Source organism: uncultured Campylobacter sp., from assembly GCF_937959485.1.
GTDB lineage: Bacteria > Campylobacterota > Campylobacteria > Campylobacterales > Campylobacteraceae > Campylobacter_B.
Window position 1 is genome coordinate 227,865 of the sequence record NZ_CALGPY010000004.1, and the last position, 26,130, is coordinate 253,994.

Here is a 26,130-nt window from a genome sequence, read left to right on the forward strand (position 1 = left end):
CATATGGCGGCGCCAAAACACTGCATATGGCGCTCCGCAGAAATTTCGTCGCGACGGCGTGCGTGGCAAACCGCGGAAATTGCACTGCGGCGATATGTGCGGCAAAAGATAGAAATTTCATCGCAGCAATACGCACGACGAAGCATGCGGCAAGCTGCGGAAATTTCACCGAGGCAGTACGCACGGCAAACGGCAAGAATTCTGCAAAAGCGCAGTTTGCCGTGCGCCGCCAAAATTCTATTGCTTTGGTACATGCACGGCGCCGAAATCGCCTCTGCTCAGACCATGAAAGCTCTATTGCTTCGGCACACGCCGCAAGACGAAATATCACGCGCAGAGAACCGCAGAAATTTCAATGCGATGCGGCGAGCGGCAAGCCGTAGAAATTTTATCGAGATCGCGCGTATGATGAACCATCAAATCCCTGCCGAGAACAACAAAATAATCGCCGAAAGCTGCAAAATCCTCATCGAGAGGCATAAAATCCCCGCCGAAAGAGGCACCGCGCGATGAAGCAGACAGATCCGCTAAGGCGCAAAATCAAGCAGATCGGCATCGCGTTATCCTTCGCTAGCTTCGGCGCGCTGTGTATGATAGGCAACCTACTCTTCCTCCCCGTAGCGCTGCTGCGGCTAAACCGCATAGAGGTCGTGCGAAATTTCGTGCGCGATTTTATAATGATCTCGTGGCGCATATTTTTGCTGCTCGCGCGACTTTACGGCAGTATCGGCGTGAACTGGCGCTGCAAACTCCCGCCTAGCGGCACCCTCATCATCGCAAACCACCCTAGCCTGCTTGACGTGGTGATCTTTTTAGCTCACGTGCGGCGCGCAAACTGCGTAGTCAAGGAAAGCCTATGCAAAAACCCCTTCCTCTCCGCCGCCATCGCAGCCGCAGGCTACATCCCAAACACCGGCTCGGAAGCGATGATAGATGCGTGCCGCAGCGCCCTTGAGCGAGGAGAAAGTCTAATCATCTTCCCCGAGGGCACGCGCACCGCAGATCGCATCGCCATGCACAAAGCGGCGTTTTACATCGCGATAAATTTCGCAAAAAATATGAATTGCGTCGCGATAAAAATGGATCCTAAAAGCCTAAAAAAAGGACAAGTATGGTACGATACGCCCGAAGTTCGGATGAAATACGACCTCTACGAGCTGTGCGCGCTCGATCTAACGGGCTTTGAGCCGGATCGCCCAAACCCGATCCGAGTGCGCAAACTCTACGAAAAAATATCCAATCTATATGAAAAGGAGAATCTGTGAACGAAGAAATTTTGGAACTTAAGGAGCTGATCATTTCGGGGCTGAACCTCGAAGACGTCGCGCCAGGCGACATAAATGACGATGAGCCGCTTTTTGGCGACGGGCTCGGGCTCGATTCGGTCGATGCGCTGGAGCTCGGGCTTTTGGTGCAGAAAAAATACGGCATCGTGCTTAACTCAAAAACCCAAAATTTAAAGCAAATTTTCTCATCCGTTGCGTCTTTGGCGCAATACATCGCCGAAAATAGGAGTAAAAATGAGTAAAGACGAAATTTTTGAAATTTTAAAAAAGGCGCTCGTGGAGCTTTTTGAGATCGACGAGAACAAGGTCGTGCCTGAGGCTAAAATTTACGAGGATCTGCAGATCGACAGCATCGACGCGATCGATCTGGTCGATTACGTCAAGAAAAACACGGGCTATAAGCTGATGCCCGATGATTTTAAAAACATACAAACCCTTGGCGACATCGTGGATGCCGTAGCGGCGAAGCTCGATCAAGGCGCGAGCGGGGAAACTACGGGCGGCGAGAGTTAAATTTCGCCGTGCGGCGCGGCAAGATCGCGTGCGGCACGGTTCGGTAGTTTACTTTGCGGCGGCACGGGGCAGCGGGCGAGCGGATAACATAGGCGGCGTTTGTTTGACGGCGCGCGGCGGTTTGATAACATGCGGCAAATATTAATTAAAGGTGCGCGGTGCGCGGCTTTTGCGGGCTTGACGATTAAGCAATGCGACACAAAGCCCGCTTATTTGCTGCTTTTAAACTAGCATGAAAAAGCGCTTTGCGGGCTAAAATTTAAAATTTTAATCTGCAAGCTTGAATGAAATTTTGAAATTTTAAAAGACGTTGTTTCTTTTGCGGCCGCTGTTTTCATAAAATTTCAAAATTTTAAAATTTCGGCTAAATTTAATTTAGCGGATTTGATTGCAAGTGCGGCGCCGCGAGTTAAATTAAGGCGTAGCTAAATTTAAAAGCGGCACTGCTGAAATTTAAATGCGGCGAGCAAGGCTAAATTTAAATTTTAAAAGCATGGCGCCTAAAATTTGAACGTCAAGGCTAAATTTAAAGTATCGAAGCGCGGTAATAATCGCGCCGATCGCGCCTGCAGCAAGAGCCTAACCGCCGTAACAAAAACCAAAACTACCGCAGCAAAGCCCAACGCCGTGACGAAGCTAAAGCTGCCGCGGGCAAAAACCAAGCCCTCGCGGCTAAATTTAAGGATTACAAAGATTGCGACGAACGATATTTTTAAAAACAGCTACCATAATTTTGAGCGTGTTTTACCCTTTCGGCCTCTATTTTTTGCACGGCGGCGCGCGGGTCTGCTTGCTTGTAGCGATGAGCGCGCTATGGGGAGCGCGAGCCGTTTTTGAAAGTAAAGATCGAGCTATTAAGGGCGCGAGCGCGGCGTTTTTTGCGCTGTGCGCCCTTTTTAGCAGTGGAACGCTCGCGTATCTGTATCCGCTCATAATAAATTTCTCGCTCGCGGCGCTTTTCGCGCTCAGCCTAAGATCGACGCCCGCGATCACGCGCCTAGCGCTTTTGAAGCAGCCAGGTCTCAACGAGCACGGCCGCGCCTACACGCGCAAGCTAACCGAGGTTTGGCTCGGATTTTTTGTGCTAAACGGCCTACTTAGCGCGACGCTACTGCTACCGCGAGATAAAATTTATTGGAGCGTTTACTGCGGCGCGATCTCATATGTCCTCATCGGCGCGCTGATCGGCGGCGAGATGATTTTTAGGAAATTTTATGTTAAAAAATTTGATTAATTCTTTAAAGCCTTACGAGCGCGAAATCCTTGCCGCGGCGGCTCTTGCGCGCGATTTGGCAAAAACTGGATGCAAGCAGAGCGAAGCGGCAAGCTTAAAAGGCGCGGACAAACCCCAAAGCAGCGCGGCAAATGTAAATTTAAAAGATGCGGAAAATTCTGGCGGCAGCGCAAATTTCAATGACGCGGAAAATTCTAGCGGCGGCACAGATACCGCGCGCGACCTGCAATCGGCGCAGACGCAAGAGCAAAAAAACGCGCCGATGATTGAAATTTACGGCGAGGACGCGGCGGAGTTCATTGCGTTTTTTTTCGGCGCGCTGATTGCGGGTTTTGCGCCCGTACTGCTGCGAGAGCCCAAATTTAGCGGCGAATTTCATCTCGGCGGCGACGTGAAAATTCCAAATCTCGCCGCAGCGCAAAATTTAGACAAATTCAGCCCTAATGATTTAGAAAGCATTTCGCCGCACGATACCGAAAAATCTGCACCTAAAATTTTATCTAAAAACGCGCCGCAAAATTACGCGCCGTGCGAGCAAGAGGCTGTCTCTTTGCATCTGCTGCGCGCGGATCAAAAATTTTATATCAAAACTTCGGGCTCGACGGGCGAGGCGAAAAACATCGAAAAAAGCCTGCGCGATATGGTTTTAGAGGCGGAATTTTTAGTAGAAAGATTCGGCCTTTGCGCAAGCGATCGATTTTTATCGGGCGTATCGCACCAAAATATGTTTGGGCTCACATTTAGCATCTTCGTGCCGCTGCTTTGCGGCTCGCGCACGCAAAAAGGCAGTCTAAACTACCCTGAAATCATCCTTGCAGCCGATCTTGCGGGCGCCGTGCTGATCAGCTCGCCCACGGTGCTAGGCGCGCTGTGCGAGCACGCAGACGCCGCAAACATAGCGCCTTTGAGCACCATTTTTAGCGCAGGCGCGCCGCTAAGTCCTGCGATCCGAGATAATTTGCGCGCGCTTAGCAATGCCCGCATCGTCGATATTTACGGCTCCAGCGAAACGGGCGTGATCGCCTGCAACGAGGGCGCGGGGCTTAAAAAATTCGCTCCCGTTAGCGTGCATATCCGCACGGATATTGATAGCGGCAGCGCGGCAAAATGCGAGAATAAGCCCTTCGATCTTGCGGCAAGCTCTTGCGGCGAAAATTTTGCGGTAAAGCCTAAAACGAGCCGTGTGGGCGAGCAAAATGCGGACGGACAAGACACAAGCCTCTCGGACGAGCGGGCGTCTAAATTTAATGCAGACATTAGCGATAAAACCTCGGCCGGCCAGAAAAGCAGCTCCACACCGAGCTCTGTGACAAAACACGATGATAAATTTGCGCAGGCAGAGGGGCTTTGCGATAAATTTGGGGCAAAGCAGCCCGCCGACCAATTTTCGCAAACGGGCGAGTTTACGATCAGCTCTCCTTGGTGCGAGCGCTTCGAAAGCCGCGATTTCGGCTATGTGCGCGCAGACGAGATCGTGCTTTTAGGGCGCGGCGACCGCACCGTAAAGATCAACGAAAACCGCGTGAGCCTCGATCTGCTCGAAGCCAAACTCCGCTCGCACGAATTTATCGGCGAGTGCAGGATCGATCTGCACCCGCAGCGCGACCGCGCCGTAGCTCTTATCAAGCTTAGCGAGCGCGGCGAGCAGGCGTTTCGTGCAGGCGGCAAGAAGGGCGTCACGGACGAACTAAAGGCCTTTTTGAAGCCCGAATTCGGCGCGATTTTGCGCTACTTTAAAATCGCAAGCAAACTACCTTTTAACGAGCAGGGCAAGCTAAGCAAAAAGGACTTTTTAAGCGCCTTGCAGCGCTACGAGGTGCCCGTTTTCAAGCGGAGCGCGGAGAATGAGTTTCGCGCGAAGGTACGCGCCAGCGACTTTTATTTTGACGGACACTTTGCGAAATTTGCGCTGGTGCCCGCGTTTATGCAGCTTCACTTCGTATTGATCTGCGCAAAAGCCCTTGGCTACGAGCTGGATGGCACGCAAAAGATAGAAAATTTAAAATTTAAAAATTTCATCCGCCCGGGCGATGAAATTTCGATCAAAATTACCGAAGCAAGCGGCAAACTCCGCTTTGAAATTTCAAACGACAAGGTCTGCGCCAGTGGAAGAATCTGCCTTTAAGCCCGCGTTTTTGCTGCCCTACTTCAACCACCCCGCGCGCATCGCCGAGCTCGTAAGCGCTCTAGCGCCCATCGCGCCCGTACTGATCGTGGACGACGGCAGCGACGAAGCGAGCAAAAGCGCGCTAAAGGGACTTGCGGCTCAAATTTACGCCCGTGCGCAAAACGGCGGCAAAGGCGCTGCCGTGGGCGACGGGCTGGCGTGGGCGAAGGAGCTTGGATTTACGCACGCCTTTCAGATAGACGCGGACTTTCAGCACGACGTAAGCAGATGCGAGGAGTTTTTGGCGCTTGCGGCGCAGCAGCCCGCCGCGCTAATCTGCGCCGCTCCCATGTATGACGAAAGCGCGCCCAAATCCCGTCTGCATGGACGCAAGATAATGAATTTTTGGTGCGTGGTAAATACCCTCTCGCACCGCATAAAAGACGCGATGTGCGGCTTCAGAATTTACCCGCTAGAGGGGATCGTGCCGCTTCTGTCCCGCACCAAAAACCGCAGGATGGGCTTTGATGCCGAAATTTTAATCCTGGCCGTGCGCGCGGGGCTAGAGATAAAATGGCTCGATCTGGCGGTGCGCTACGAAGCGGGCGGAGTGAGCCATTTCGCGCCGTTTCGAGATAATTTTGGAATTTCGCTGATGCACGCGAGGCTATTTTGCGGGCTTCCGCTTTGGCTTGCAAAAAGAGCACTTCGTCGCTTTAGCTCGCTTTTTGGAAACATCGACGTACATAATGACGCGACAAAGCCGCGCAACATGATCGGTGCGGTGAAAAAGCACGATCGAGGCGCCGTAGAAAATAGCCGCGATATGGGGGCACAAAATGATCTCGCCGCCGCACGAGAGCCGAAGGCTAAGAGCGCAGATAGCAGGCCTTCCGTGCAAAAAGGCGCAAAGAGCACTCCCGTCGCTGCAGAAGAAAGCCCTTATGCCGTAAAAGATCTCGATTCAGGCACGACAGAAAGCAGCCGCGACGAGAGAGAGCAAGAGGATACCAACACCGCGCAAAAGCCCGTAGCAAAAAGCGAGCGCGAAACGACCAGCAGCGGTACACAGGCTAAACATTGGAGCGAAAACAACGAAAAGGCGGGCGCGGCGCTTTTAAATTTAGCCCGCTTCATCACGCTTCACACTCCCGATTTTTGCATGCGAGGCACCGCGCTTTGCATCTCGGCGATCTATTTTGCGCTGCTTAAAAACGAACGGCGCGCAATCAGGGAGTTTTTGCGGCGCGCGCTTGATCGCGAGCCCAAGCTCCGCGAAATTTACGCGAATTTTTATAAATTTTCCCTCAGCCTATGCGAAAAAATCGCGGTTTGGAACGGCAAGATCGCGCTGGATCAAATTCGCGTGCAAAGCGGCATGAAGGAGCTTCTAAGCGATGGAACGGGCAAAATTTTAATCACTTCGCACTTCGGCAACACCGAGATCGCGCGCGCCCTTTCGGCAAGCACGGCGGGGATAAAAATCAATGTGCTGATCTTTCGCAAACACAGCGAAAATTTTATGAAATTTATCGAAAAAATGGGCGGCGGCGTGAAAATTCTCTACGTCGGCGAGCTCGGCATCGGCGAGATGCTGCAAATCAAAGAGCTGCTGCAAAACGGCGAACACATCGCGGTAATGGGCGATCGCATGCCGGTGGGCTCGGATAAATTTCAAAGCGAGGATTTTTTAGGGCGCAGCGCGAACTTCCCGATCGGCGGCTATCTGCTCGCTAAAATTTTAGACGCGCCGCTATTTAGCCTATGGTGCTACGAGGGGCGCAGCGGCCATGAGCTGCGGCTGCAACCGCTACCTGTGCCGCTAAAGAGCCGCGATAAGGCGCGATCGGTCGCGCTAGCGCTTAAATGCTACGTGCGGCAGCTCGAGCTTTATGCCAAAGAATTTCCTTCTCAATGGTATAATTTCTTTGATTTTTGGGCGCAAGGGAAAAACACGAGCGATGCGGAGCGCGGCGGCGCGCAAAATTTCGGCGAGACAAGCACGGATACTGCGCTAAATTTAAATAATTCAAATTTAGCCGCCGCAAAATCCGCCGCGCAAGACGAAAAATTTCATAGCGGAAAGAAGAATGAAAGAGTATAAATTTCGCGCCAGATTTTACGACGCCGATCCGATGGGCGTGATGTGGCACGGCAACTACGTAAAGCTCTGCGAGGACGCTAGATGCGAGTTTTGGCGCGACGCGGGCTACACATATATGCAGATGAGAGATGATGGATTTATATATCCCATTATCAAAATGGAGTTTAAATTTATCGCTCCGATACTTTTTGACGACGAGGTTGCGGTGAGCATCGAGCTGCTTGAGTGCGACACGATCATAAAATTCTCCTACCGCATCAAAAGCCTATCCGGCGCGCTATTAGCCAAAGCTACCACGTCGCAAGCCGCGGTAGAGCTTGCTTCCAAAAGGACGCTGTATGAGATACCGCCGCAGTTAAGGGCGTGCGCGGATAAAATTTTAGCGGGGAAAAATTCCGCGAGTAAAATTTCAATGGCAGATAGAATTTCAGCGGCAAGCAAAGCCGCGTCCGAGCAAGACCGCTCTCAAAACGCCGCGGCGAATGAAAATTTGCCTAGCGATAACGAGCAGTGAAATTTAGCGAGCATAAAATTTAAAGGACTACGATGAAAATTTTAGCTTTATTTTTAGCGATTTTGGGACTTGCGAGCGCGCTTGAAGTAAGCGATCTGGTGCTTAAGACCGACAATATCGGCGGCAAATTTAGCGAAACGCTCAGCATCGAGGGCTTTGCCGAGCCCGTGCGAAGCAGCGGCGAGTTTAAAATCAAAGGCGGCGAGCTGTTTTGGACGACGCTAAAGCCGGTGCGAAGCGAGCTAAAAATCAGCGCGGACGGCGTTTTTGAGCGCAGCGGCGCGGCGTGGGTCAAAAGCGCCGATTCGCTTTTTGATAAGGACACCTTTTTGGCGATCTCACGCCTGGACGTAGCGCGGCTTAGCAAAAATTTCTCGATCGCGCTAAGCGGCAGCAAAAATGCGTGGCGCGCCGAGCTAAACCCAAAAGGGATGCTGCAAAATATCTTTAAAAATATCGTGATCGAGGGCGGCGCCTACGTCAGGGTGCTGCGGATCAGCAGCGCTAACGGCGACGTGAGCGAAAACGTATTTTCGGGCGTCGTGAGCTTAGATGAGTAAGATCGCGATTTTAGCGGTATTTGGCGCAGTATTCATCGCGCTTTGCGCCTTTATAGCGTTAAATTTAAACCGCGTAAATTCCGATTTTTACGAGCTGAGCGGCATTGAAATTTCGGGCGAGCAGAAACAGAGCGTCGAGGATTTCAACCGCGAGATTGCGCGGCAAATCATCGTCGCAAGCGCAGAGAGAGCGAGCTTTGACGCGTTCATTGCAGATATGCAAAAAAGCGGGCTTTTTGAGAGCATAATTTACGAAGTGAAGGACGCAAGCGTGTATCAGAGCGAGCTTGCGCGCTTTGCGCCCGCGATGCTCGATGATGCGAGCGTGGAGCTTTTAAAAAGCGATCCGCAGGCCTTTTTTGAGCGCAGCGCGCGTGAGCTTTACTCAAAATTTCGCCCGCTTAGCCTCTCGCAGGATTTTTTCTCGCTTAGCCTTCACTCGCGCCTCGGCTCTCGCGGCGCGATCAAGCTTGATCCTGCGCAAAACCGCTTCATCGCGACCATTGACGGCGCGCCGCACTACCTCGCTACGGCTAAGCTCGCTCCGAAAGCAAACGACGACGCGCTTAGCGCTCTTGTGCGCGAGGCGCAAAAGAGCGAAATTTTAATCTCCGGCACCGCCCTTTTTAGCGCATTGGGCAAAAGCGCGGGCGTGCGCGAAAGCTCCATCGCGGGCGCCGTTTCGCTTAGCCTGTGCGCGGCGCTGCTGCTGGCGGCTTTTTCGCGCGCACGGATCTTCTGCCTGCTACTGCCCGCACTTTTCGGGCTTGCCTGCGGCGTAGCGGCTACGATGGCGATCCATGGCTCGATCCACATCCTAAGCGCCGTGGTTTCGACGAGCCTAATCGGGCTGATGCTGGATTATGCGGTGCATTGGCTGGGCGCAAATATCGCGCGCAAAATCGAGGCTCGCTCGATAAAAAGCATGCGAAACATCCTACTTCTAGGCTTTTTCATCACCGCGGCAGGCTATTTCGTATTTTTATTCAGCCCGTTTTTTCTGCTCAAAGAGATCGCGATCTTTGCCATAGCCGCACTTGCGGGAGCGTTTTGCTTTAGCTACTTCGCCCTACCGATCCTGCTTGAAGGGGTAGAATTTCGCCCCGCCCAGATCTTTGCAAAAGCTCTTGAGCTCTACGCAAAGGCGCTTTGCAAGATAAACCTAAGCCTCAAAGCGCTCATTCTCGTTTGCGCGGCGCTGCTTGCATTTTTGTATTTTAAAATGGAGCTTAAGGACGACGTCAGCGAATACGCGAGCTTGGATAAAAACCTGATCGCGATGAGCGCCAAGCTCGCAAGCATCGGAGGCTCCAGCTTCGATCTGATCGTGGGCAATGACGCGAGCGCGGTAGCCAAAGAGGCCGTAGCGCGCGATCTTGCGGACTCATACGTGGGCGCGCCGATTTTGGATCCCGCTACGCAGAGCTTTATCAAGCAGGCCTTTGCAAACTACGATAGAAGCGCATTTTTACGTCTCGGGCTCAGCCGCGAGCTCGTGGACGCGAGCTTTGCCAAGATTGCAGAAGCACCTATTTTAAGCTACGAGCAGGCGAGAAGCTCTATTCTTTTTGCCGCGATGCCGAGCATAGATCCGCATATCGCTTTTTTGCGCGGCGTGCACGATAAAGCAGCCGTAAGCGAGCTTGCCGCGCAGATGGGCGCGCTGCATCTAAACATGCGAAGCGCCATAAGCGAGGCGTTTTCGCAGATCAAAATCAACGCCTTGTATCTAAAATGTGCCGCATACGCCCTCGCCCTCGCACTATTGTGGGCGTTTTTCGGCGCGCGGACGGCGTGGCTGATCGTCATCTCTGTCTTTGCGTCAAATTTAGCCGTGCTCGCCCTGCTTAGCGCATTTGGCGTGAGCGTAAATATATTTGCGATCTTTGCGCTGATCCTATCAGGCGCCGTGGGGATAGACTATATGATCTTTGCAAACAACGATAAGATGGCGCTTAGCGACAAAATTTTCGGCATCACGCTCGCGTCCTTAACCAGCATAATCTCTTTTTTTACGCTCGCTTTCAGCTCCACTAAAGCCGTGGCGCTGTTTGGGCTCTGCGTCAGCCTAAATATCGCGCTAGCGGCGATCTTGGCGCAAATTTTAGCGGCGAGCAAGAAAAGCTAATCAAGCGGGAGCCAAAGAGCTGAAAGCACTGAATAGACGCTCTTTGCCCGCTTGCAGATAAAATTTTATAAAAGAGCGCGCCGTAAATTTACGTAGTCGCGGCGAATGAAAATTTTAATCCAACCTGCTGTGAGATAAAATTTAGTCTGCATGTGCAAGATAAAATTTAACCGATTAGAGCGCAAGATAAAATTTTAGATGAAATTTCGGCTAAGCAAGCTGCGAACCGGAATTTAAAAAACAAGGTTGCGGGATAAATTTTAAAAGTCGGTTTTGACACGGCGCCTTGCAGTTATTAAATTTAAACCTATGCAGTGCATTTTTAAATTTAAACCCTTGCGGCGCGTTATTAAATTTAAATTTGCACACCGCAGACCGCCCTACTCGCCGCTTTTGCCCGCTTTTATCATCTTTATAAATTCCTTTGCGAGCTTGGAGGGTTTTTTATACACGACCGAAAACGACACGTCCAAAAGCGGCTCATCAGCGACGTCAAAGAGCGTGATGTAGTCCTTTTGCGTCTCAAAAATGTACCGTGCGAAGCTGAAACTCACGCAAAGCCCCGCCGCGACCATCGCGTTAGCCACATACAGATATGAGGTGTCGCAGAAAATTTGAGGCGTAAAGCCTGCGTTTTCAAATATCTTTTTGAAGTTCGATTCGCTTTTTAAAATTTTACTGCTGATTGCAAATTTATCGGATTTAAACTCGCTAAGCGCGATTTTAGGGTATTTCTCGGTAGAATTTATACTCGCTCGCGAAACCGCCGGATGAGAGGAGCAGACGCTTAGAAGCAGCCTGCGCTTTTTTATAAACTCGCACTCAAGCCCCTCCGCGAAAAGCTCGCCGAAGTGCGCGGCATAGACGATGTCAAGCTCGCCGCTTTTTAGCATCTCGATGAGTGCGGGCTCGGAGTGAGCGTGCACGATCCTGATATCAGCCTTCGAAAACCTGCTATAAAACATCGCAATGATCTTTTCGATAAATTTAAAGCTGGTCGAGGTCGCGCCGATAACGAGCTTGCCCGTCTTGATCGACGAAAGCCCGCGTATTTCGTTATTTAGCTCCTTATTGAGCCTAAGCATATTTTTCGCTCTGGCGATGTAAATTTCGCCCGCATAGGTAAGCTCAAGGCCGTTTTTTCTATCGAAAATTTCGATCCCGAGCTCCTTTTCTAAAAGCATAATGCTCTTTGAAAGCGACGGTTGTGCGATTCCAAGCTCGCTCGCCGCTTTTGTAAAGCTTTTAAGCTCCGAAATTTTTACCGCAAATTCCATATGTCGCAGGCTCATTTTTTGCCCCTTCGGTTGAAATTTTATAGCTTTTAGCTATTAAATTATATACCAAATAACATTTGACTTACATAAAGATTTAATATAAAATTACAACATTAATCTTTAAGATTAAAAAATCTCTAAGTAAAGGGGCAAAATATGCAGAGACGCGACATACTGAAAATGGGTATGGTAGGAGCCGGTGCACTCGCACTTAGCGCGGTAAATGCACAAGCAAGCGCAGTGGACGCAAAGGACGTCAAATTTGACGAGGAGTGGGATGTAATCATCATCGGTAGCGGCTTTGCTGGACTTGCGGCGGGCTTAAAAGCAGCCGAGAAAGGCAACAAAGTCTTGATTCTAGAAAAGATGGGTCGTATCGGCGGAAACTCAGTCATCAACGGCGGCGGTATGAGCGTGCCGATGAATCCCGTGCAGGAAAAAACGGGCGTTAAAGACAGCAAAGAGCTATTTATGAACGACTGCCTAAAGGCGGGCCTTGGCATCAACCACCCTGAGCTTTTAAGCACCCTAGCCGATCGCGGCTTGGACGCGTTTAAATTCCTCGTCGATAGCGGCGTGCAATTTAAGATGGATCACTGCGCCCACTTCGGCGGACACAGCGTCGCGCGCTCGATGCTAACGACGAATGATAGCGGCTCTGGCTACATCCAGCCGATGCTTGAAAAATTTGAAGCGCTAAAAGATAAGGGCTGCGAGCTTCGCCGCCGCGCAAAATTTGACGATTTCGTAATGGACGGAGATCGCGTGGCGGGCGTCGTAATCCGCGAGGAGTATAAATTTGATCCGAATCTTTACAGCGACGATCTTGAAAACACGAGCGGCACAAAAAAGACGCTCAAAGCCAAAAAAGGCGTAGTACTCGCAGCGGGCGGATTTTGCCGCGATAAAATTTTCCGCAAGCTTCAAGACCCGCGTATTCCAGATGATGTCGATAGCACAAATCACGCGGGAGCTACCGCGGGCGTGCTACTAAAAGCCTTTGAAATCGGCGCATATCCGGTGCAGGTCGATTGGATCCAGTTCGGTCCGTGGGCGAGCCCCGATGAGAAGGGCTTCGGCACCGCTCCGATTCTAACTCAGCAAGGCACCTTTAAATACGGTATCGCCGTGGATGTACGCAACGGCAAACGCTTTATGAACGAGCTTGCAGACCGCAAGACCCGCGCGGACGCGGAGTTTAAAATTTTACGCGAGGATCCCAAAGCCTATCCGATAACATTCGCCGATACCAAAATGGCGTTTAAAGATCTAAGCGAAGAGGTTATTTCTAAAGGCATGGCAAGCGGCAAGCTAGTGGGCGAATGCGCGAGCCTAGATGAGATCGCTAGTAAATACAGCGTGCCTGCAGATGCCTTAAAAGAGAGCGTCAAAAAATACAACGAAGGCGTTAAAGCTAAAAAAGACGAGTTCGGCAAACAAGAAAGCGCACTTAGCCAGATCAACGAAGCGGGACCTTTCTACGTCATCCGCCTCTCGCCGAAGCCTCACCACACTATGGGCGGCCTAAAAATCAATACCAAAGCCGAGGTCTTATCATCTAAGACGAATAAACCGATCCCTGGGCTTTGGGCTGCGGGCGAGATCACCGGCGGTACGCACGGCGCGAGCAGACTCGGTACGGTTGCGATAACCGACTGCATAGTTTTCGGAATGATCGCTGGCGAGCAGATCGCCTAATTTGGTCTGAGCGCAAGCTCTTTAAAGCCTTGCCGGTAGCGAAAGCGGGCCCGGTAAGGCACTTCTACAAAAGGTTGTAAATGAAAAATTTCAGTTTTACGGCGCTGTTTCTGTGCTGTATCATCGCGACTTTGTTCGGCGCGCCGAGCGCTAATGACGCCAACGCCACGAACATAGTCGTTTCAGATGAGCTTCGGGCAAAATACAAAATCAAACCTCATCACGAGCATTTGGCGTTTGACTGCGTTGATTGCCACGTAAATCAAGGAAGCGATCCGTCTAAATTTAAAAGTATCGGCGACAAGGGCTGTATCAGCTGCCACGGCGACAAAAAGCAGCTCGCTTTGAGGCTTAAATTTATGGATACGCTTAAGGCTAATCCGCATAACTCCGTCCACGACGGTCCTACGCTATACTGCGACGAATGCCACAACGAGCACAAGGCATCTACGAATATGTGTACCGAATGCCACGAGCACGAAGTGCCGCAATGGATGGGGGTGACGCCATGAGAATTTCTAAAAAATTACTAGCGCTTATCATCTTAATAAGCGGTATTATAGGGTTTTTCGTCGTCGTGCCGGTGCACTATGCGCTTGAGAAAACGAGCACCGATAAATTCTGCGACGTCTGCCACGAGATGGATCCGATGGTGATCGCCTATCAAGAGGACGTCCACTCGGGCAAGGGCAAAACGGGTATCAAAGCTCAATGCGTCGATTGCCACCTACCGCACGACAATATCGTAAAATACGTCTATCAAAAGGCCAAAAACGGCGTGTTGGAGGGCTACTCGCACTTCTTTGACGAGCCTGAAAAATACGACTGGAGCGCAAGGCGCAAAAACCGCGAGCACTATGTGTTTGACAACGGCTGCACGAGCTGCCACGCCACCGTGATCGACAGCAAGATCACCTCCGAGCAGGCGCAACGCATGCACGCGCACTACAAAAAGCTCCTAGGCACCGAGCGCGAGCTAAAATGCGCGAGCTGCCACGTAAGCGCGGGACACGGTATCGGGCTTCGCAACTACCTAGAGTACTGGCGACCGACGTATAAAATTTACGAAAAGAAGATGATGCAGGAGAAGATCAAGGCGAAGAAGGAATTTTTCGGCGACGAGTATAAACCGAGCGCCGAAGAGCAGGCCTTTATGGACGCTTCTAGCGCGAAGAAATAACGCCGCTTGAAATCCTAGAATTTCTAAATTTCAAAATTCCGCCGAGGTTTAGCTGAGACCTTGACGAAATTTTTGAAATTTTGGCGAGGTTTTTGTGAAGTTTTTATTAAATTTGATCGACTTTTAGATTTGAAATTTCCTCGAATTCTCGATTTAAAATTTCATCTATCAGACTATATTAAACTAACTACTCACAACTTAAGTTTATACGCTTCTTACTCGCCAGCTCGTAAACGAAAAGTATCGACAAAAAACCCTTACAATTGCATCTCTATGAGCCTTACTATAGTGCTAACTTGATTTCATACTCACGATACATTTATGAGAGCATAAGGCTAGCATAAATTATCGAGGGTATAATCGAATTAAAATTTTAGGAGGAAGCGATGGCGTTTGTTGCGGAATATATTTCTAAAGAGGACTTGAAGAAATATGATATTGTAAATATTATAAATACATGCTGCCGCAAATATAATGAAGAAGAATATTCGGATTATTTAATTGATCAACTCTACTGGGTGATTGATAGGCAAAGAGACATTTGGCTAATATCCGTCGTTAATTTGCATTTGCCAGATCATAGAGATGGATGGAGCGGGGAACGGATCTGGGTTTTACACTATGATGATCAAGATATTGAGCTTGATTTAAGAGATATAAATAATAAAAATACTAGCACGAAAATTACGGACAACCCTTTTAAAATCTTATATGAATTAAAGTCTATAAAAACCCATACTTATGGTATATCAAGGGATGAAATAGTTAAAATTTTAAAAGACGCATTAGAAGAGTATAGAGGCGGTGCAAGTTTAAATAAATTTGTCCCGAAAGAAAATATTCAAGTAACTTTCGTATCAAAAGATTTAAAACGCTAGAAAGGTATATTTCTTGTAATTGTAAGGAAATCTCTAAAATTTTTATAAATTTAAAATTCCTATAAAGCGCGCAGAACAAAATCCTCGTCAAAATTTCAACGCCCAAGCTTTAATTAAATTTCGGTATGTCAAAGCTCTGCGGCAAAATTTTAGATAAATTTCACCTCCGTTTCATTTAAAATTCAAGAGCATGTTTAAATTTAAGGAGTTTGGATGAAACATTTATCAAGCGCGAGCTCGCTTGATGATACGGATGAGAAAGAATAAATTTTTAGGGTTTAAACGCTCTTTTTTGCGTCATATACGAGGCAAAATAATGCAAATGAGAAAGAGCGGAAAATTCTCCGCTCTTTAAAATTTTAGTTGCCGCTTAGATCAAATTTATACGCAGCCTGCAACCATATCTCGTTCTCGTCGAACTTTCTATTTACGCCGCTAGCGTAGTGGTCGCTTCTCTCAAGCGCAGTGTAAGTTACACCCAAGCTTAGCCCCTTAACAGCCTTAGGAGCGTAGTTTGCCGTTACCGCCCAGCCCTCTACGTCCATGCTGGTGCCGACCTTTTGGCCCGCAGCCCCGCTAGCATTGATATTATTCGTGCCGCCTACTCTGTCTTGATCGCCTTTTACGTAGTGTAGCGCGGTTTTGAAGCCGTCCAGACCGATAGCACCGAAGTTGTAATCAAGCACGACCTTATGCGTATCCATACCCGCGTATCCCGTGAATACGAACGGACCTCTAATAGGCAGAGCGGTGTATGATCCCGGGCCGTTGCCTACGCCCAAAATAACGGCATCATCGTCGCTAACGGTCGTATAGGCATACGATAGACCGAATCCGAAAAACTCGCTAACCGAGACTCTTGCGCCGAACATATCGCCGTCAAGCCTTCTTGGCTCCAGCCCTCCGTCTACGCGCGAGCCTTTGTAGTTAAGATCAAATCCCAGCTTTAAAACCTCGCCTACCGGTACTTTTACATTCGCCTCGGCAAGATACAGGCTAATGTCGCCGTCTTTTAATGCGTTAGCGGGTTTTACGTCCGTTACCGCTGCGTAAGCGCCAGTTAAAGTAGTATAAGGCAAGGATTTATTTTGAACGTATGCGGAGAAGATATTTTCAAATTTTACGGCGACCGGACCGGTCATATTACCCAGAATCACCCTATCTTTAAATAAAGGAGCCTTTCCTTCGCCTGCTGGAGCGCCCATAGCGGTTTTGCTCCTGCCTTGGAATTTATAAAACCATCCGCCCCACAATGTAGTATCGGGGATATCTTTATTAGATATCGCTACGCCCTCGAAAGCCTCTTTAAACGCCCTCGTATAGTTGCCAGCAACGAGCGGAGTAACGACATATTGTCTACCCACCTTTATATCGGTATTTCCTATGCCGTATCCTAGGTATAATTCCGATAATACCGCACCTTTAGTATACCACTCCTTATCGTAGGCGATCTTATTGCTTGAGCCTACATGATACGGCATCAACCAGCCCTGTCCGGTAAGCCCTATTCTAAAGCCGTAAAGAGGATCGGTAACGTATCCGAGCTCAAGACCCACGCCGAATGCCTCGTAGTCGTTATCGCCCGTAGCGGCCTCGCCTCTATTATCTACGGTTTTATTGGCGTAAGTGGTCTTTACCGTTCCGCCAAGCTTACCGTTAGCGATCGCCTCGGCTACGCTATCCGCCGCGCTTAACGAGGACACCGCACATGCGAAAACCGCCGCAGCTAAACTTAGTTTGATGAGTTTCATTCGAAATCCCCTTTCATAAAGATTTACAAATATTTATAAAATGAATTATATCAAACAATCTCGCTGTTTGCGATAAAAAAAGGGGAAATTTAAAATAAAATTACGCAACTTCGTAAAGATTAAATTAATGAATAGTGAAATTTATCGCCCGATTTATGATTTTATGATTTGACGAATATTTTCGGCTTGCGCCCCGACCTCGACTCGCGGATAAAAGCGATCAAAATTTCAAAATTTTCAAAACGCCAAACCGAGCCGCCGGATAGAATTTTACCGAAATCAAAGGGTGAAATTTCGCCGCTTTTAAATTTTAAAATTTAAAAAGCTCGTGAAGTTTGCCTGCAGAAATTTCTCTTTAAATTTAAAACGCGGCTACATAGATATATGCAGCCGCGCGGAATTTGGGTAGCGGATCGAAGCTCTAAATTTAGATAATTTACAGAGCCTTTGCGATCAGCTCGTTTACGTTTTTAATAAACCCGCTCGGATTTTCAAGCTCCTGCCCCTCGCTAAGGCGCGCCAGATCGTAGATTATTTCAGACACTTGCGGCAGCATCAGCTTATCGGCCTGCAGCTTTTTGATGATCTCGTGATCTGCATTGATCTCCAAAATCGGCTTTATTGGCGGTAGATTGCGGCCTCCCATCTGCTTAAGCAGCTGCTGCGTCGCAAAATCGGGATCGTTCTCGTCAAAAACAAGGCAGGAAAGCGAGCCGCTTAGACGCGATGAAATTTTAACGTCCTTGACGCGTTCGCCTAAAATTTCTTTGATCTTCGCGGCGATCTCTTTGGCTTGCGGCGTCGCGGCATCGTCGCTCGCAGCTTCTTGCTTGATCGAAGTTGCGTTTTTAACCGGCGTCTTATCAAACTCAAAAACGCCCGGCATCACGATCGTATCGATCTCATCGTCGCAGAGCAACACCTCCGTTCCTTCGGCGTTAAATTTCTCGATCAGAGGCGAGCTTTTAAGCATCGCAGCGCTGTTTCCCGCGATACAATAGATCTCTTTTTGCTCCGCGCCCATTTTTTCCTTATACTCGCTAAGCGTGATGAGGCCGTCTCGCAGATTTGATTTGAAAAGACAAAGCTTTAAAATTTCCTCTTTGTTTGCGCCGAAGCCGTAAAGCCCCTCTTTCAAAACCTTGCCGAATAATTCGTAAAATTTTATGTATTTTTCGCGATCGTTCTGCAAAAGCTTTTCTAGCTCGGATAGAATTTTTTTGACGCTCTGTTCGCGAACGTAGGCTAGAATTCGATTTTCTTGTAAAATTTCGCGGCTTACGTTTAACGGCAGATCCTCGACGTCCATTATGCCGCGCACGAAGCGCAGATAGCTAGGCAGCAGCTCTTTGGCGTCGTCGGTGATGAAAACGCGCTTGACGTAGAGCTTCACGCCGCTTTGATAATCGACGCGGTATAGATCGAAAGGCTCGCTGCTCGGCACGTAAAAAAGCGTCGTGTATTCGTGCGTGCCCTCGGCCTTGGTGTGGATGTAAAACAGTGGATCGCCGCTGTCGTGGCTGATCTGCTTGTAAAATTCATTGTAATCGCTCGGCTTTAGGCTGCTTTTTGGTAGCTGCCAAAGCGCGCTCGCGCGGTTGATCTGGACGTTTTTAACCTCGCTATGTCCCTGCTCGCCCTCTTTTTGCGCAGGAACGTATTCTTCCTTATCCATAAAGATCGGATAGGGGATGTGGTTTGAGTATTTTTTGATGATGCCTTCCAGCCTATATTCGTCCAAAAACTCCTCATCTTTCATATGCAGGATTATCGTCGTGCCAAAGCTCTCTTTCTGCGCCTTTTCGACTATGTAGTTGCTCGCGTCGCTGCTCCATTTATAGCCGTCCTGCGAGAGCGGCTTGCGGCTGATCACCTCGATACGATCCGCTACCATAAACGCCGAATAAAACCCGACGCCGAACTGCCCGATGAGGTTGCTATCTTTCGCCGCATCGCCGCTAAGGCTCGCCATAAAGCCCTTCGTGCCGCTGCGCGCAATAGTGCCTAGATTGCTCTCGAGCTCGGCCTCGTCCATGCCGATGCCGTTGTCGCCAATGCTTAGCGTTTTGGCCTCTTTGTCGATCTTTATATCGATGCGCGGCACATACGAAAGCGCCTTATATTCGTCGTTCGTAAGGCTTAGGTAGTTTAATTTATCCAGCGCGTCGCTCGCGTTTGAGATCAGCTCGCGCAGAAAAATCTCCTTGTTTGAATAAAGCGAATGGATCATCAAATTTAGCAGATCATTCACTTCGGTCTTAAATTTTTTCTTTGCCATTATGCGGTCCTTTTTGAAAATTTTGGCAGATTATATCATGGAGTGCTAATCTTGTCAAGAGTAGAATAAATAAACTTGATATGAATACTATCAAGTTTTGGAAATTTATGCACGTCCAAAGTGTATAAAATCTAAACCCGACTGCGGATTATACAGCGAGAACCGACCGATCATCATCGTATGTATAATCGCGGTTTTTATAGCGATAAAAGCGCCTTTTCGCACAGAAATTTTGAACGAAACCCAAATTCCTATCAATCAAGCAAACGAAGACGCAAATAAAAATCCTAAAGAAATTTCTATTCGCACCAAAGACGGCACTTTAAAAATGAAAAATCCCGTAAGATTTCGCGAAGATTGCGACGGCGGGGATGGCGATGCCTGTGCCGTACTTTCGAGCCTATTGCTACTAAATGGCGAAATTTCGCAAGAAGGCGCCAAAGATCTACTTAAAAAAGGCTGCTACGAGCTTAACGGCGGCGAAAGCTGCACGAGACTCGCAGGCTACGAGGATAGAGATTCACAAGAGGGCAGAAAATTGTACAAAAAAGCATGCAAGCTCGGTAACGGCGAAGGCTGCTTCATGTTCGGTTACGTCGCGTATTTTGATGATGACGACAAAGAAACGGGTACGCGATACTTTGAGCGATCGTGTGAGTTGCGATTTGCGGAGGCATGCTATTTTCTAGTAGGAATTTATTCAAATGATCCGGCAAAATCGCAAAGATATCAGGCTCTGTTTGAAAAATATCAACAAGAAAACGACGATGCGATAATCAGCTTTAGGCGCAGATAATTTTGCGGCTCAATGCACTTTTGCGCATTGCGCTTGCGGGTTTAAATTTGCGCAAATCAAAAAGCGTCCTTCGCCTGCAAGCATGTAAATTTCAAATTTTTACTCAAACCCAAGCGTCGCGTCAAATTTACACAAACGCAAAAGTCAAATTTAATCGGTTTATAAATTTAAAGCCTCGTGCAGAGGTCGTCTCAAATTTGCACACAAAGTACGGGCATAAAAAAACGGAGGTGCCTTAAATTTTACTCATTACGTCGTCAATAATCGCTTGCGCGCCGTTTCGATCAGCAAGCTCAAGCAGCCCTTTGCTCGCTCGCGCCACGTCGAAGCTCTCAATCAAGCCTAAGATCCGCTCGCCGCTTGCGTCCTGCTGGCGTAAAATTTCGCAAAGCCCGCGCTCTTTAAGAAATTTCGCGTTATAAAACTGATGATCCGCCGCCGCGAATGGAAACGGCACGAATATCGCAGGCAGGCCGTTCGCGCAGAGCTCCCACAGCGTGCTGGCGCCGCTACGTCCGACGCAAAGATCGGCGCTTGCGATGAGCTCGTGCATGTTTTTACAAAAGCCCACGAGCTGTACATCTAGGCCCTGCTGCGCGTAGATCTGCGAGATGCGCTCAAACTCGCGCTCGCCGCACTGATGGATCAAGCCGTAGCCGAGGCTCAAAAGCTTGGGCGCAAGCTCCACGGCAAGCGAGTTGATAAAGCTCGCCCCTTGCGAGCCGCCCAAAAAGATGACCCTCTTAAGCGCCGTGCGCGGCCGCGCCGTCTCAAAAAAAATATCCGCGATCGGATAGGCAAACGCGGGCTTTTCATAGGAGCTGTAAAACGCCCGCGCGAATGGCCTCAGCAGGCGGTTGAGCCGCCCGCAAACGGCGTTTTGCTCGTGGATAAAAAACGGCACGCGAGAAAGGATCGCCGCGATGGATGCGGGCGCCGAGCTGTATCCGCCCACGCTGATGAGCGCGCGGACGCCGTTTTGCTTTAAAATTTTACGCGCCGCAAGCGAGAGGCGCAGGATATTTAGCAGCGAGGCTAGCTTGGCAAAGCCCTTTTTATCGACTACGCCCGAGCTTTGCAGAAAATAGGTGCGCGCAAAAAGCTCGCTATTTTCAAACCACGCGCGATCCTGCCCGCGGTTTGAGCCGATGAATATCGCCCTGATGCCCTGCTTCGCAAGATGAGCGGCTAAATTTTTAGCGATTATCAGATGCCCGCCAGTGCCGCCGCCGCTGATTGCTATGACCATACTTTTCCTTTAAATTTATAAAATTTCGCGCTTAAATTTAAGCCTCGACGCGCTTCGGCGTAGAATTTTAAGCGCAATTCGCCTCTAAATTTACGCCTAAATTTAAATCGCACTCGCTCCAAAGCCCGCAAAAGCCTTAAAATTTCGCCCTTTTCGACGCCATCAAAACGAGCCCCACCGCAAACGACGCCGCGAGCAGGTGACTGCCGCCGTAGCTCAGAAACGGCACGGCGATGCCCTTTACCGGCGAGATCGACGTGATGCCGTAGGAGTTGATAATGAACGAAAAGAAAAACATAAAGCCGATACCGAGGCAGAAGAGGAAATTTACGTTACTCGGCGACTTACTCGCGGTCTGAAAGATGCGAAAGAGCATCGCATAAAATAGCGCCACGATGAGCAAAATCCCGATAAATCCCCACTCCTCGGCGATACCTGCGAGCACGAAGTCGGTATGCACCTCGCTCAGATAGCCTAGCTTAAAGCTTCCAAGCCCAAGCCCCTGCCCGAAAAACTCGCCGTTGTTTATCGCATTTAGCGAGTGTCCGACCTGATACGGCGCGCTAGCGTCCTCTATACGCAGCCCTGCGGCAGTTTCGGGCGACATAAACGACAGCACGAAATCCTGCACGCCGCCCCACCACGAGCGCACGCGATCGACCCTGTGCGCGCTCGTGACGATAAAAACGTAAGCGAGCCCCAAAATCCCCATAAAGCTAAAGCCGATGAGCTTGAAGCTCGTGCCCGCAAAAAGCGACATAAAAATCATCGTAAGCCCCAGTACCGCGACCTGCCCTAGATCGTTTTGCACGATGGCGACCAGGATCACCACAAAGCCGAAAAGCGCTACGTATGGAAGCAGCGTCGCGATCTCGCGCCCGATGCTTTTTTTGGAGTGATCGAGCTTACGCGAGAAGCTCCACGCCAAAAAGTAGATGAAGCCCACCTTAAAAAATTCCACCGGCGCGAGGTTAAAAAACGGCAGCCTTATCCAGCGCGCCGCGCCGTTTACGTCGGCGACCAGGGATTTTGGTAAAAAGCCCATCGCGAGCATCAAAATCCCCATTATCGCAAAAAGCGACATGCACACCGGCGTTAGGCATTTATCGGGATCGGCGCGCGAGACGATCCACATCACCGCGATGCAGGCGATCCCTACCGCGCACTGACGATAAAAAAAATGCAGTGGTGTAGCGCCCAGCAGAAGCACCGTATACGAGCTCAGCGACAGCGAAAATATCATGCCGATCGTAATGAGCGCGCAGGTGAAGTAATATAGCCATTTATCGGTTCTCAATCATCTCTCCGTTTTAAAATTTTATCCGCATTTACGCGCGCCGTGCACGCTTCGTCTGCCGCGCGAGCTCAAACCTCGCATCGCGCCCATGCCGCATGGTGCTGATCGCGCATCATTTTTTGGCATGCAGCGCGATCGCGCATCTTTTACGCGTGGCACGATCACACATTGTCTTTTGGAACGCAGTGCGAATTTTATCTCGCACATAGGCGACTTTGGCAGCGCACGCTGCGGGATAGCGCACCGCCTTGCAAGTACGCATTCTTCTTACACAAGGCGGCTTTCAGCATACGAAACGTAAATTTATACCGCACACGCCGTCTGTCAATAGGCGCGGTGCGATTTAGAATTTCAATCTGTTGCGGCAAATTTAAAATTTCAAAATTACAAAGCTCAAAAAGAAGCAAAATTTTAAATTCTGCGGGGCTCTATAAATTTATAAAATTTAAATCGCAAAATTTTTACAATCAATTTTTAAATTTTAAAACCGCCCTATTTCTACTACGTTTGCACTTTAAAATTTCACGCCGCGATTGAAATTTAGCGCCAAGAGCACAGCGCACATTAACTTGCGCCTTATAAAATTTGACAGCGCGCACGCCGTAAACGCAAGCTGTAAAACGCGCTGTTTGCACTGCGCCGAGCCTACTTTTGAAGCATCTCTCTGCCGCTACGCCACAAAATGCTTCGATCGCATCCGTGTAAAATCGCCGCTTTGCCATAGCCACAAGAAAACGAGCATGAGCCGCAAGGCGCGCAAATTTTAAAATTTAAATCCGCCGCAGGGGCCGAAAATTTTAAAATTCCGCTGTGACAAATCCGATAAATTTTAAAATTTATAAAATTTAAAATTCCACCGGCGCAGACCGATTAAATTTCAAAAATTCTGGTACCCGTAAATCCAATAAATTTCAAAATTTCGCTGCTTAAATTTTATCAAAATTTTGAAATTTACTTGATTATGTCGCGCTGGCCTTTGGCGTTGATCTCGCTTAAAACGCCCATCTGTTCTAGCTGCTCGATGATCGTCGCGGCGCGGTTGTACCCGATACGCAAGCGGCGCTGCAGGTAGCTGATCGAGGTTTTCTCCTCCTCCAAAACGATCGCTTTCGCCTCGTTGTAAAGCTCGTCAAGCACGATATTTTGCGGATTGATTATACCGCCTTCTTGCTTGGCGCCCTCGTTTTCGATCAAAAATCGCTCGTCATAAACGACGCTTTCTTGCGCTTTTAAAAATTCCGCGATTTTGTTGATCTCATTCTCGGTCGTAAACGGCGCGTGCAGGCGGATGAGCCCCGGCGCGGTAGGCGGCGTAAAGAGCATATCGCCACGCCCAAGCAAGCTGTCCGCGCCCATCTGATCCAAAATCACCTTGCTATCGACCTTTGAGCCCACGCGGAAGCTGATACGGCTAGGCAGATTCGCCTTTATCAGCCCCGTGACGACGTCCACGCTAGGGCGCTGCGTCGCTACGATGAGATGGATGCCGCTAGCGCGCGCCATCTGCGCCAAACGCGCGATATAGTGCTCCACATCCTTGCCGCTCGTCATCATCAGATCCGCGAGCTCATCGATGATAACGACGATGTAAGGCAAAATTTCGCCCCCCTCGCGCAGCATCTTTTCGTTATAGTTGTCGATATTTTTCGTCCTGTTTTGCGCCATGAGCGAGTAGCGTTGCTCCATCTCCGAAACAAGATTACTTAGTGCGATGATCGCCTGCTTAGGCTGCGTGATTACGGGCGTTAGCAGATGCGGGATGTCGTTGTAGATACTAAACTCAAGCATCTTCGGATCGATCATTATAAGGCGCAGGCTCTTGGGCGAGTTGCGATACAAAAGGCTAAGCAGCATGGCGTTGATACCCACGCTCTTGCCGCTTCCGGTGGTGCCTGCGATGAGAAGGTGCGGCAGCTTCTTAAGATCGGTGACGAAAGGCTGCCCCACGATGTCCTTGCCAAGCACGATGGTAAGCGGACTGGAAGCGCTTTTAAATACGTCGCTTTCTAAAATTTCGCGCAGATATATCGTATCGATATTTTGATTTGGGATCTCGATACCCACGACGTCTTTGCCCGGAACCGGCGCTTGGATGCGGATGGTCTGCGCCCGAAGAGCCATCGCGAGATCATCTTGCAGCGTTAGAATTTTACTTACTTTGATGTGCGCGGCGGGGCGAAACTCAAAGGTCGTAACGACCGGACCCGAGTAGGTCCGCACCACATCGCCGTCGATCTTAAATTTACGCAGCTTATCGAGCAGGTCGTAAATTTTACGATCGATCTCGCTCTCATCGATGTTGCTTTTCTTTTTCGGCGGTAAATTTAAAAAGTCAAGCGGTGGCAGCTTAAAATCCTTGGGCTTGGCCACCCTGCCCTTGTCGAGCTGATCCAAAAGCCTTTTATTTTCGGCGACCTCACTTAGGCGCTCGACCCTTTTTAGCCTGCTCGGCTTTCCCTTTTGCGGCATTTTAAGCTCGCGTTCAGCGGAAGCCTGCGGACCCTGTGCATCACTGAAATTCTGCTCATTTTCAGGCTCGCGAGTATCGTTTAAATTTTGTAAATTTCGCTCACCTTCAAAACCGCGCCCGCTTGCACCTTGCTCCACAAAATTACCCTGTTTTGCCGAATTGTCCTCTGTGCTCAAAGCGTCATTCAAAGCGTTAAAATTTTCCGTACCTCTCAAGCCCTGCGCAGACGAATACCTTGCAAGCCCGCCCCTTTGCGCTGCATCCGCATCGCTAGTGAAATCGTCCCCAATTTCATCCTGCAAGCTTTCGTCTCTTGAGCCAATAAAGCAGTTTTTGATGATGTCGGTAAAACGATCTTCGAATATAAGCACTAGCGAAAGCACAAAAATCGTAATATTAAAAATCCACACGCCGACGCTTCCGATCATTCGCCTAAGCCCGTCCACCGCGAAGCTACCAACTGCTCCGCCGCTAGCACCAAAGAGACTCGACTGCACCATCAAAATGGTAAAAAATAGCAAAATCGCGCCAATGCTAAACTCAAAAAATCTAAAGTCAAAACCGCGAAAATGCTTATAGGCTACGTATGCTAAGGCGAGCAAAAATAGCGGATAGATGTATGCAAAATAGCCGAATAGCTGGGTATTAAACGAGCGGATGGCGTTACCCGCGCTGCCTACGAGCGCAGAATCGGGCGCAATAGTAGCAAGCCCAAAAAATATTATGATAGCCGATACGACGATAAAATATACTTCTTTGATTATGATAGATCCTTAAATTTAAAGCGGTATTTTAGCCAAACGAAGGTTA

General features: G+C 49.3%; 21 protein-coding genes. 15 read left to right on the forward strand and 6 right to left on the reverse strand.

Annotation, left to right across the window (positions count from 1 at the left end):
• Nucleotides 1–26: 26 nt before the first annotated feature.
• The 10 genes from Q0380_RS01725 to Q0380_RS01770 all read left to right on the forward strand — a co-directional run bounded on the left by Q0380_RS01725 (nt 27) and on the right by Q0380_RS01770 (nt 10,446).
• Nucleotides 27–383, forward strand: coding sequence for a hypothetical protein (locus Q0380_RS01725; RefSeq protein WP_298959391.1), 357 nt, complete (start codon nt 27–29; stop codon nt 381–383).
• Between the two features lie 126 nt (nt 384–509).
• Complete coding sequence (locus Q0380_RS01730) at nt 510–1,265, forward strand: lysophospholipid acyltransferase family protein (RefSeq protein WP_298959394.1); 756 nt, start codon at nt 510–512, stop codon at nt 1,263–1,265.
• The gene (locus tag Q0380_RS01735) at nt 1,262–1,528 is read left to right on the forward strand and encodes a phosphopantetheine-binding protein (RefSeq protein ID WP_177388711.1); all 267 of its coding nucleotides are present in this window, start codon (nt 1,262–1,264) and stop codon (nt 1,526–1,528) included. The genes Q0380_RS01730 and Q0380_RS01735 overlap by 4 nt, the downstream gene beginning before the upstream one ends.
• Entirely contained in the window at nt 1,521–1,799 is a 279-nt protein-coding gene (locus tag Q0380_RS01740) for an acyl carrier protein (protein WP_298959397.1), read from the forward strand. The genes Q0380_RS01735 and Q0380_RS01740 overlap by 8 nt, the downstream gene beginning before the upstream one ends.
• Nucleotides 1,800–2,493: 694 nt before the next feature.
• Entirely contained in the window at nt 2,494–3,033 is a 540-nt protein-coding gene (locus Q0380_RS01745; protein ID WP_298959400.1) for a DNA gyrase subunit B, read from the forward strand.
• A complete protein-coding gene (locus Q0380_RS01750; RefSeq protein WP_298959403.1) occupies nt 3,014–5,158 on the forward strand; it encodes an AMP-binding protein in 2,145 nt (714 codons plus the stop codon). The genes Q0380_RS01745 and Q0380_RS01750 overlap by 20 nt, the downstream gene beginning before the upstream one ends.
• Nucleotides 5,139–7,244 carry a glycosyltransferase gene (locus tag Q0380_RS01755; protein WP_298959406.1) on the forward strand — a complete coding sequence of 702 codons (2,106 nt, stop codon included), beginning with the start codon at nt 5,139–5,141 and terminating at the stop codon, nt 7,242–7,244. The genes Q0380_RS01750 and Q0380_RS01755 overlap by 20 nt, the downstream gene beginning before the upstream one ends.
• On the forward strand, nt 7,231–7,758 hold the full coding sequence (locus Q0380_RS01760) for a thioesterase family protein (RefSeq protein ID WP_298959409.1): 528 nt from the start codon (nt 7,231–7,233) through the stop codon (nt 7,756–7,758). Before Q0380_RS01755 ends, Q0380_RS01760 begins: the two co-directional genes overlap by 14 nt.
• 32 nt (nt 7,759–7,790) lie before the next feature.
• Nucleotides 7,791–8,318 carry an outer membrane lipoprotein carrier protein LolA gene (locus Q0380_RS01765; RefSeq protein WP_298959412.1) on the forward strand — a complete coding sequence of 176 codons (528 nt, stop codon included), beginning with the start codon at nt 7,791–7,793 and terminating at the stop codon, nt 8,316–8,318.
• Nucleotides 8,311–10,446, forward strand: a complete 2,136-nt coding sequence (locus Q0380_RS01770; RefSeq protein WP_298959415.1) for a hypothetical protein — start codon at nt 8,311–8,313, stop codon at nt 10,444–10,446. The genes Q0380_RS01765 and Q0380_RS01770 overlap by 8 nt, the downstream gene beginning before the upstream one ends.
• Nucleotides 10,447–10,826: 380 nt before the next feature.
• Here the strand turns inward: Q0380_RS01770 and Q0380_RS01775 are convergent, their stop codons facing one another.
• The gene (locus Q0380_RS01775; protein ID WP_298959418.1) at nt 10,827–11,738 is read right to left on the reverse strand and encodes a LysR family transcriptional regulator; all 912 of its coding nucleotides are present in this window, start codon (nt 11,736–11,738) and stop codon (nt 10,827–10,829) included.
• Between the two features lie 141 nt (nt 11,739–11,879).
• Between Q0380_RS01775 and Q0380_RS01780 the strand changes: the two genes are divergently transcribed.
• The 4 genes from Q0380_RS01780 to Q0380_RS01795 all read left to right on the forward strand — a co-directional run bounded on the left by Q0380_RS01780 (nt 11,880) and on the right by Q0380_RS01795 (nt 15,479).
• Nucleotides 11,880–13,421, forward strand: a complete 1,542-nt coding sequence (locus Q0380_RS01780; protein ID WP_298959421.1) for a flavocytochrome c — start codon at nt 11,880–11,882, stop codon at nt 13,419–13,421.
• Nucleotides 13,422–13,501: 80 nt separating this feature from the next.
• Nucleotides 13,502–13,933 carry a cytochrome c3 family protein gene (locus tag Q0380_RS01785; protein ID WP_291937344.1) on the forward strand — a complete coding sequence of 144 codons (432 nt, stop codon included), beginning with the start codon at nt 13,502–13,504 and terminating at the stop codon, nt 13,931–13,933.
• Nucleotides 13,930–14,601: a NapC/NirT family cytochrome c gene (locus Q0380_RS01790; RefSeq protein WP_298959500.1), complete on the forward strand. Its 672-nt coding sequence runs from the start codon at nt 13,930–13,932 to the stop codon at nt 14,599–14,601. The genes Q0380_RS01785 and Q0380_RS01790 overlap by 4 nt, the downstream gene beginning before the upstream one ends.
• Nucleotides 14,602–14,987: 386 nt before the next feature.
• Entirely contained in the window at nt 14,988–15,479 is a 492-nt protein-coding gene (locus tag Q0380_RS01795; protein WP_298959424.1) for a hypothetical protein, read from the forward strand.
• A 359-nt stretch (nt 15,480–15,838) separates the two neighbouring features.
• Here the strand turns inward: Q0380_RS01795 and Q0380_RS01800 are convergent, their stop codons facing one another.
• Both Q0380_RS01800 and htpG read right to left on the reverse strand, forming a co-directional pair.
• Entirely contained in the window at nt 15,839–17,230 is a 1,392-nt protein-coding gene (locus tag Q0380_RS01800) for an OprD family outer membrane porin (protein WP_298959427.1), read from the reverse strand.
• Nucleotides 17,231–17,666: 436 nt separating this feature from the next.
• Complete coding sequence (gene htpG / locus Q0380_RS01805; RefSeq protein WP_298959429.1) at nt 17,667–19,508, reverse strand: molecular chaperone HtpG; 1,842 nt, start codon at nt 19,506–19,508, stop codon at nt 17,667–17,669.
• Nucleotides 19,509–19,605: 97 nt separating this feature from the next.
• Here htpG and Q0380_RS01810 point away from each other — a divergent pair, with 97 nt between their 5' ends.
• Complete coding sequence (locus Q0380_RS01810) at nt 19,606–20,304, forward strand: hypothetical protein (protein ID WP_298959432.1); 699 nt, start codon at nt 19,606–19,608, stop codon at nt 20,302–20,304.
• Nucleotides 20,305–20,539: 235 nt separating this feature from the next.
• Here Q0380_RS01810 and Q0380_RS01815 read toward each other — a convergent pair whose 3' ends face one another.
• The 3 genes from Q0380_RS01815 to Q0380_RS01825 form a co-directional block, all read right to left on the reverse strand.
• The gene (locus tag Q0380_RS01815) at nt 20,540–21,553 is read right to left on the reverse strand and encodes a UDP-N-acetylglucosamine--N-acetylmuramyl-(pentapeptide) pyrophosphoryl-undecaprenol N-acetylglucosamine transferase (RefSeq protein ID WP_298959435.1); all 1,014 of its coding nucleotides are present in this window, start codon (nt 21,551–21,553) and stop codon (nt 20,540–20,542) included.
• A 136-nt stretch (nt 21,554–21,689) separates the two neighbouring features.
• Nucleotides 21,690–22,850, reverse strand: a complete 1,161-nt coding sequence (locus tag Q0380_RS01820) for an FtsW/RodA/SpoVE family cell cycle protein (protein ID WP_297904610.1) — start codon at nt 22,848–22,850, stop codon at nt 21,690–21,692.
• Nucleotides 22,851–23,801: 951 nt separating this feature from the next.
• On the reverse strand, nt 23,802–26,021 hold the full coding sequence (locus tag Q0380_RS01825) for a DNA translocase FtsK (RefSeq protein WP_298959503.1): 2,220 nt from the start codon (nt 26,019–26,021) through the stop codon (nt 23,802–23,804).
• Nucleotides 26,022–26,130 lie beyond the last annotated feature (109 nt).

Bases quoted from the DNA above. Each gene is read 5' to 3' on its own strand.
- Q0380_RS01790 (WP_298959500.1), top strand. From the start codon at position 13,930: ATGAGAATTTCTAAAAAATTACTAGCGCTTATCATCTTAATAAGCGGT.
- Q0380_RS01785 (WP_291937344.1), top strand. From the start codon at position 13,502: ATGAAAAATTTCAGTTTTACGGCGCTGTTTCTGTGCTGTATCATCGCG.
- Q0380_RS01760 (WP_298959409.1), top strand. From the start codon at position 7,231: ATGAAAGAGTATAAATTTCGCGCCAGATTTTACGACGCCGATCCGATG.
- Q0380_RS01740 (WP_298959397.1), top strand. From the start codon at position 1,521: ATGAGTAAAGACGAAATTTTTGAAATTTTAAAAAAGGCGCTCGTGGAG.
- Q0380_RS01775 (WP_298959418.1), bottom strand. From the start codon at position 11,738: ATGAGCCTGCGACATATGGAATTTGCGGTAAAAATTTCGGAGCTTAAA.
- Q0380_RS01765 (WP_298959412.1), top strand. From the start codon at position 7,791: ATGAAAATTTTAGCTTTATTTTTAGCGATTTTGGGACTTGCGAGCGCG.
- Q0380_RS01750 (WP_298959403.1), top strand. From the start codon at position 3,014: ATGTTAAAAAATTTGATTAATTCTTTAAAGCCTTACGAGCGCGAAATC.
- Q0380_RS01770 (WP_298959415.1), top strand. From the start codon at position 8,311: ATGAGTAAGATCGCGATTTTAGCGGTATTTGGCGCAGTATTCATCGCG.
- Q0380_RS01730 (WP_298959394.1), top strand. From the start codon at position 510: ATGAAGCAGACAGATCCGCTAAGGCGCAAAATCAAGCAGATCGGCATC.
- Q0380_RS01795 (WP_298959424.1), top strand. From the start codon at position 14,988: ATGGCGTTTGTTGCGGAATATATTTCTAAAGAGGACTTGAAGAAATAT.
- htpG (WP_298959429.1), bottom strand. From the start codon at position 19,508: ATGGCAAAGAAAAAATTTAAGACCGAAGTGAATGATCTGCTAAATTTG.
- Q0380_RS01800 (WP_298959427.1), bottom strand. From the start codon at position 17,230: ATGAAACTCATCAAACTAAGTTTAGCTGCGGCGGTTTTCGCATGTGCG.
- Q0380_RS01780 (WP_298959421.1), top strand. From the start codon at position 11,880: ATGCAGAGACGCGACATACTGAAAATGGGTATGGTAGGAGCCGGTGCA.
- Q0380_RS01815 (WP_298959435.1), bottom strand. From the start codon at position 21,553: ATGGTCATAGCAATCAGCGGCGGCGGCACTGGCGGGCATCTGATAATC.
- Q0380_RS01725 (WP_298959391.1), top strand. From the start codon at position 27: ATGGCGCTCCGCAGAAATTTCGTCGCGACGGCGTGCGTGGCAAACCGC.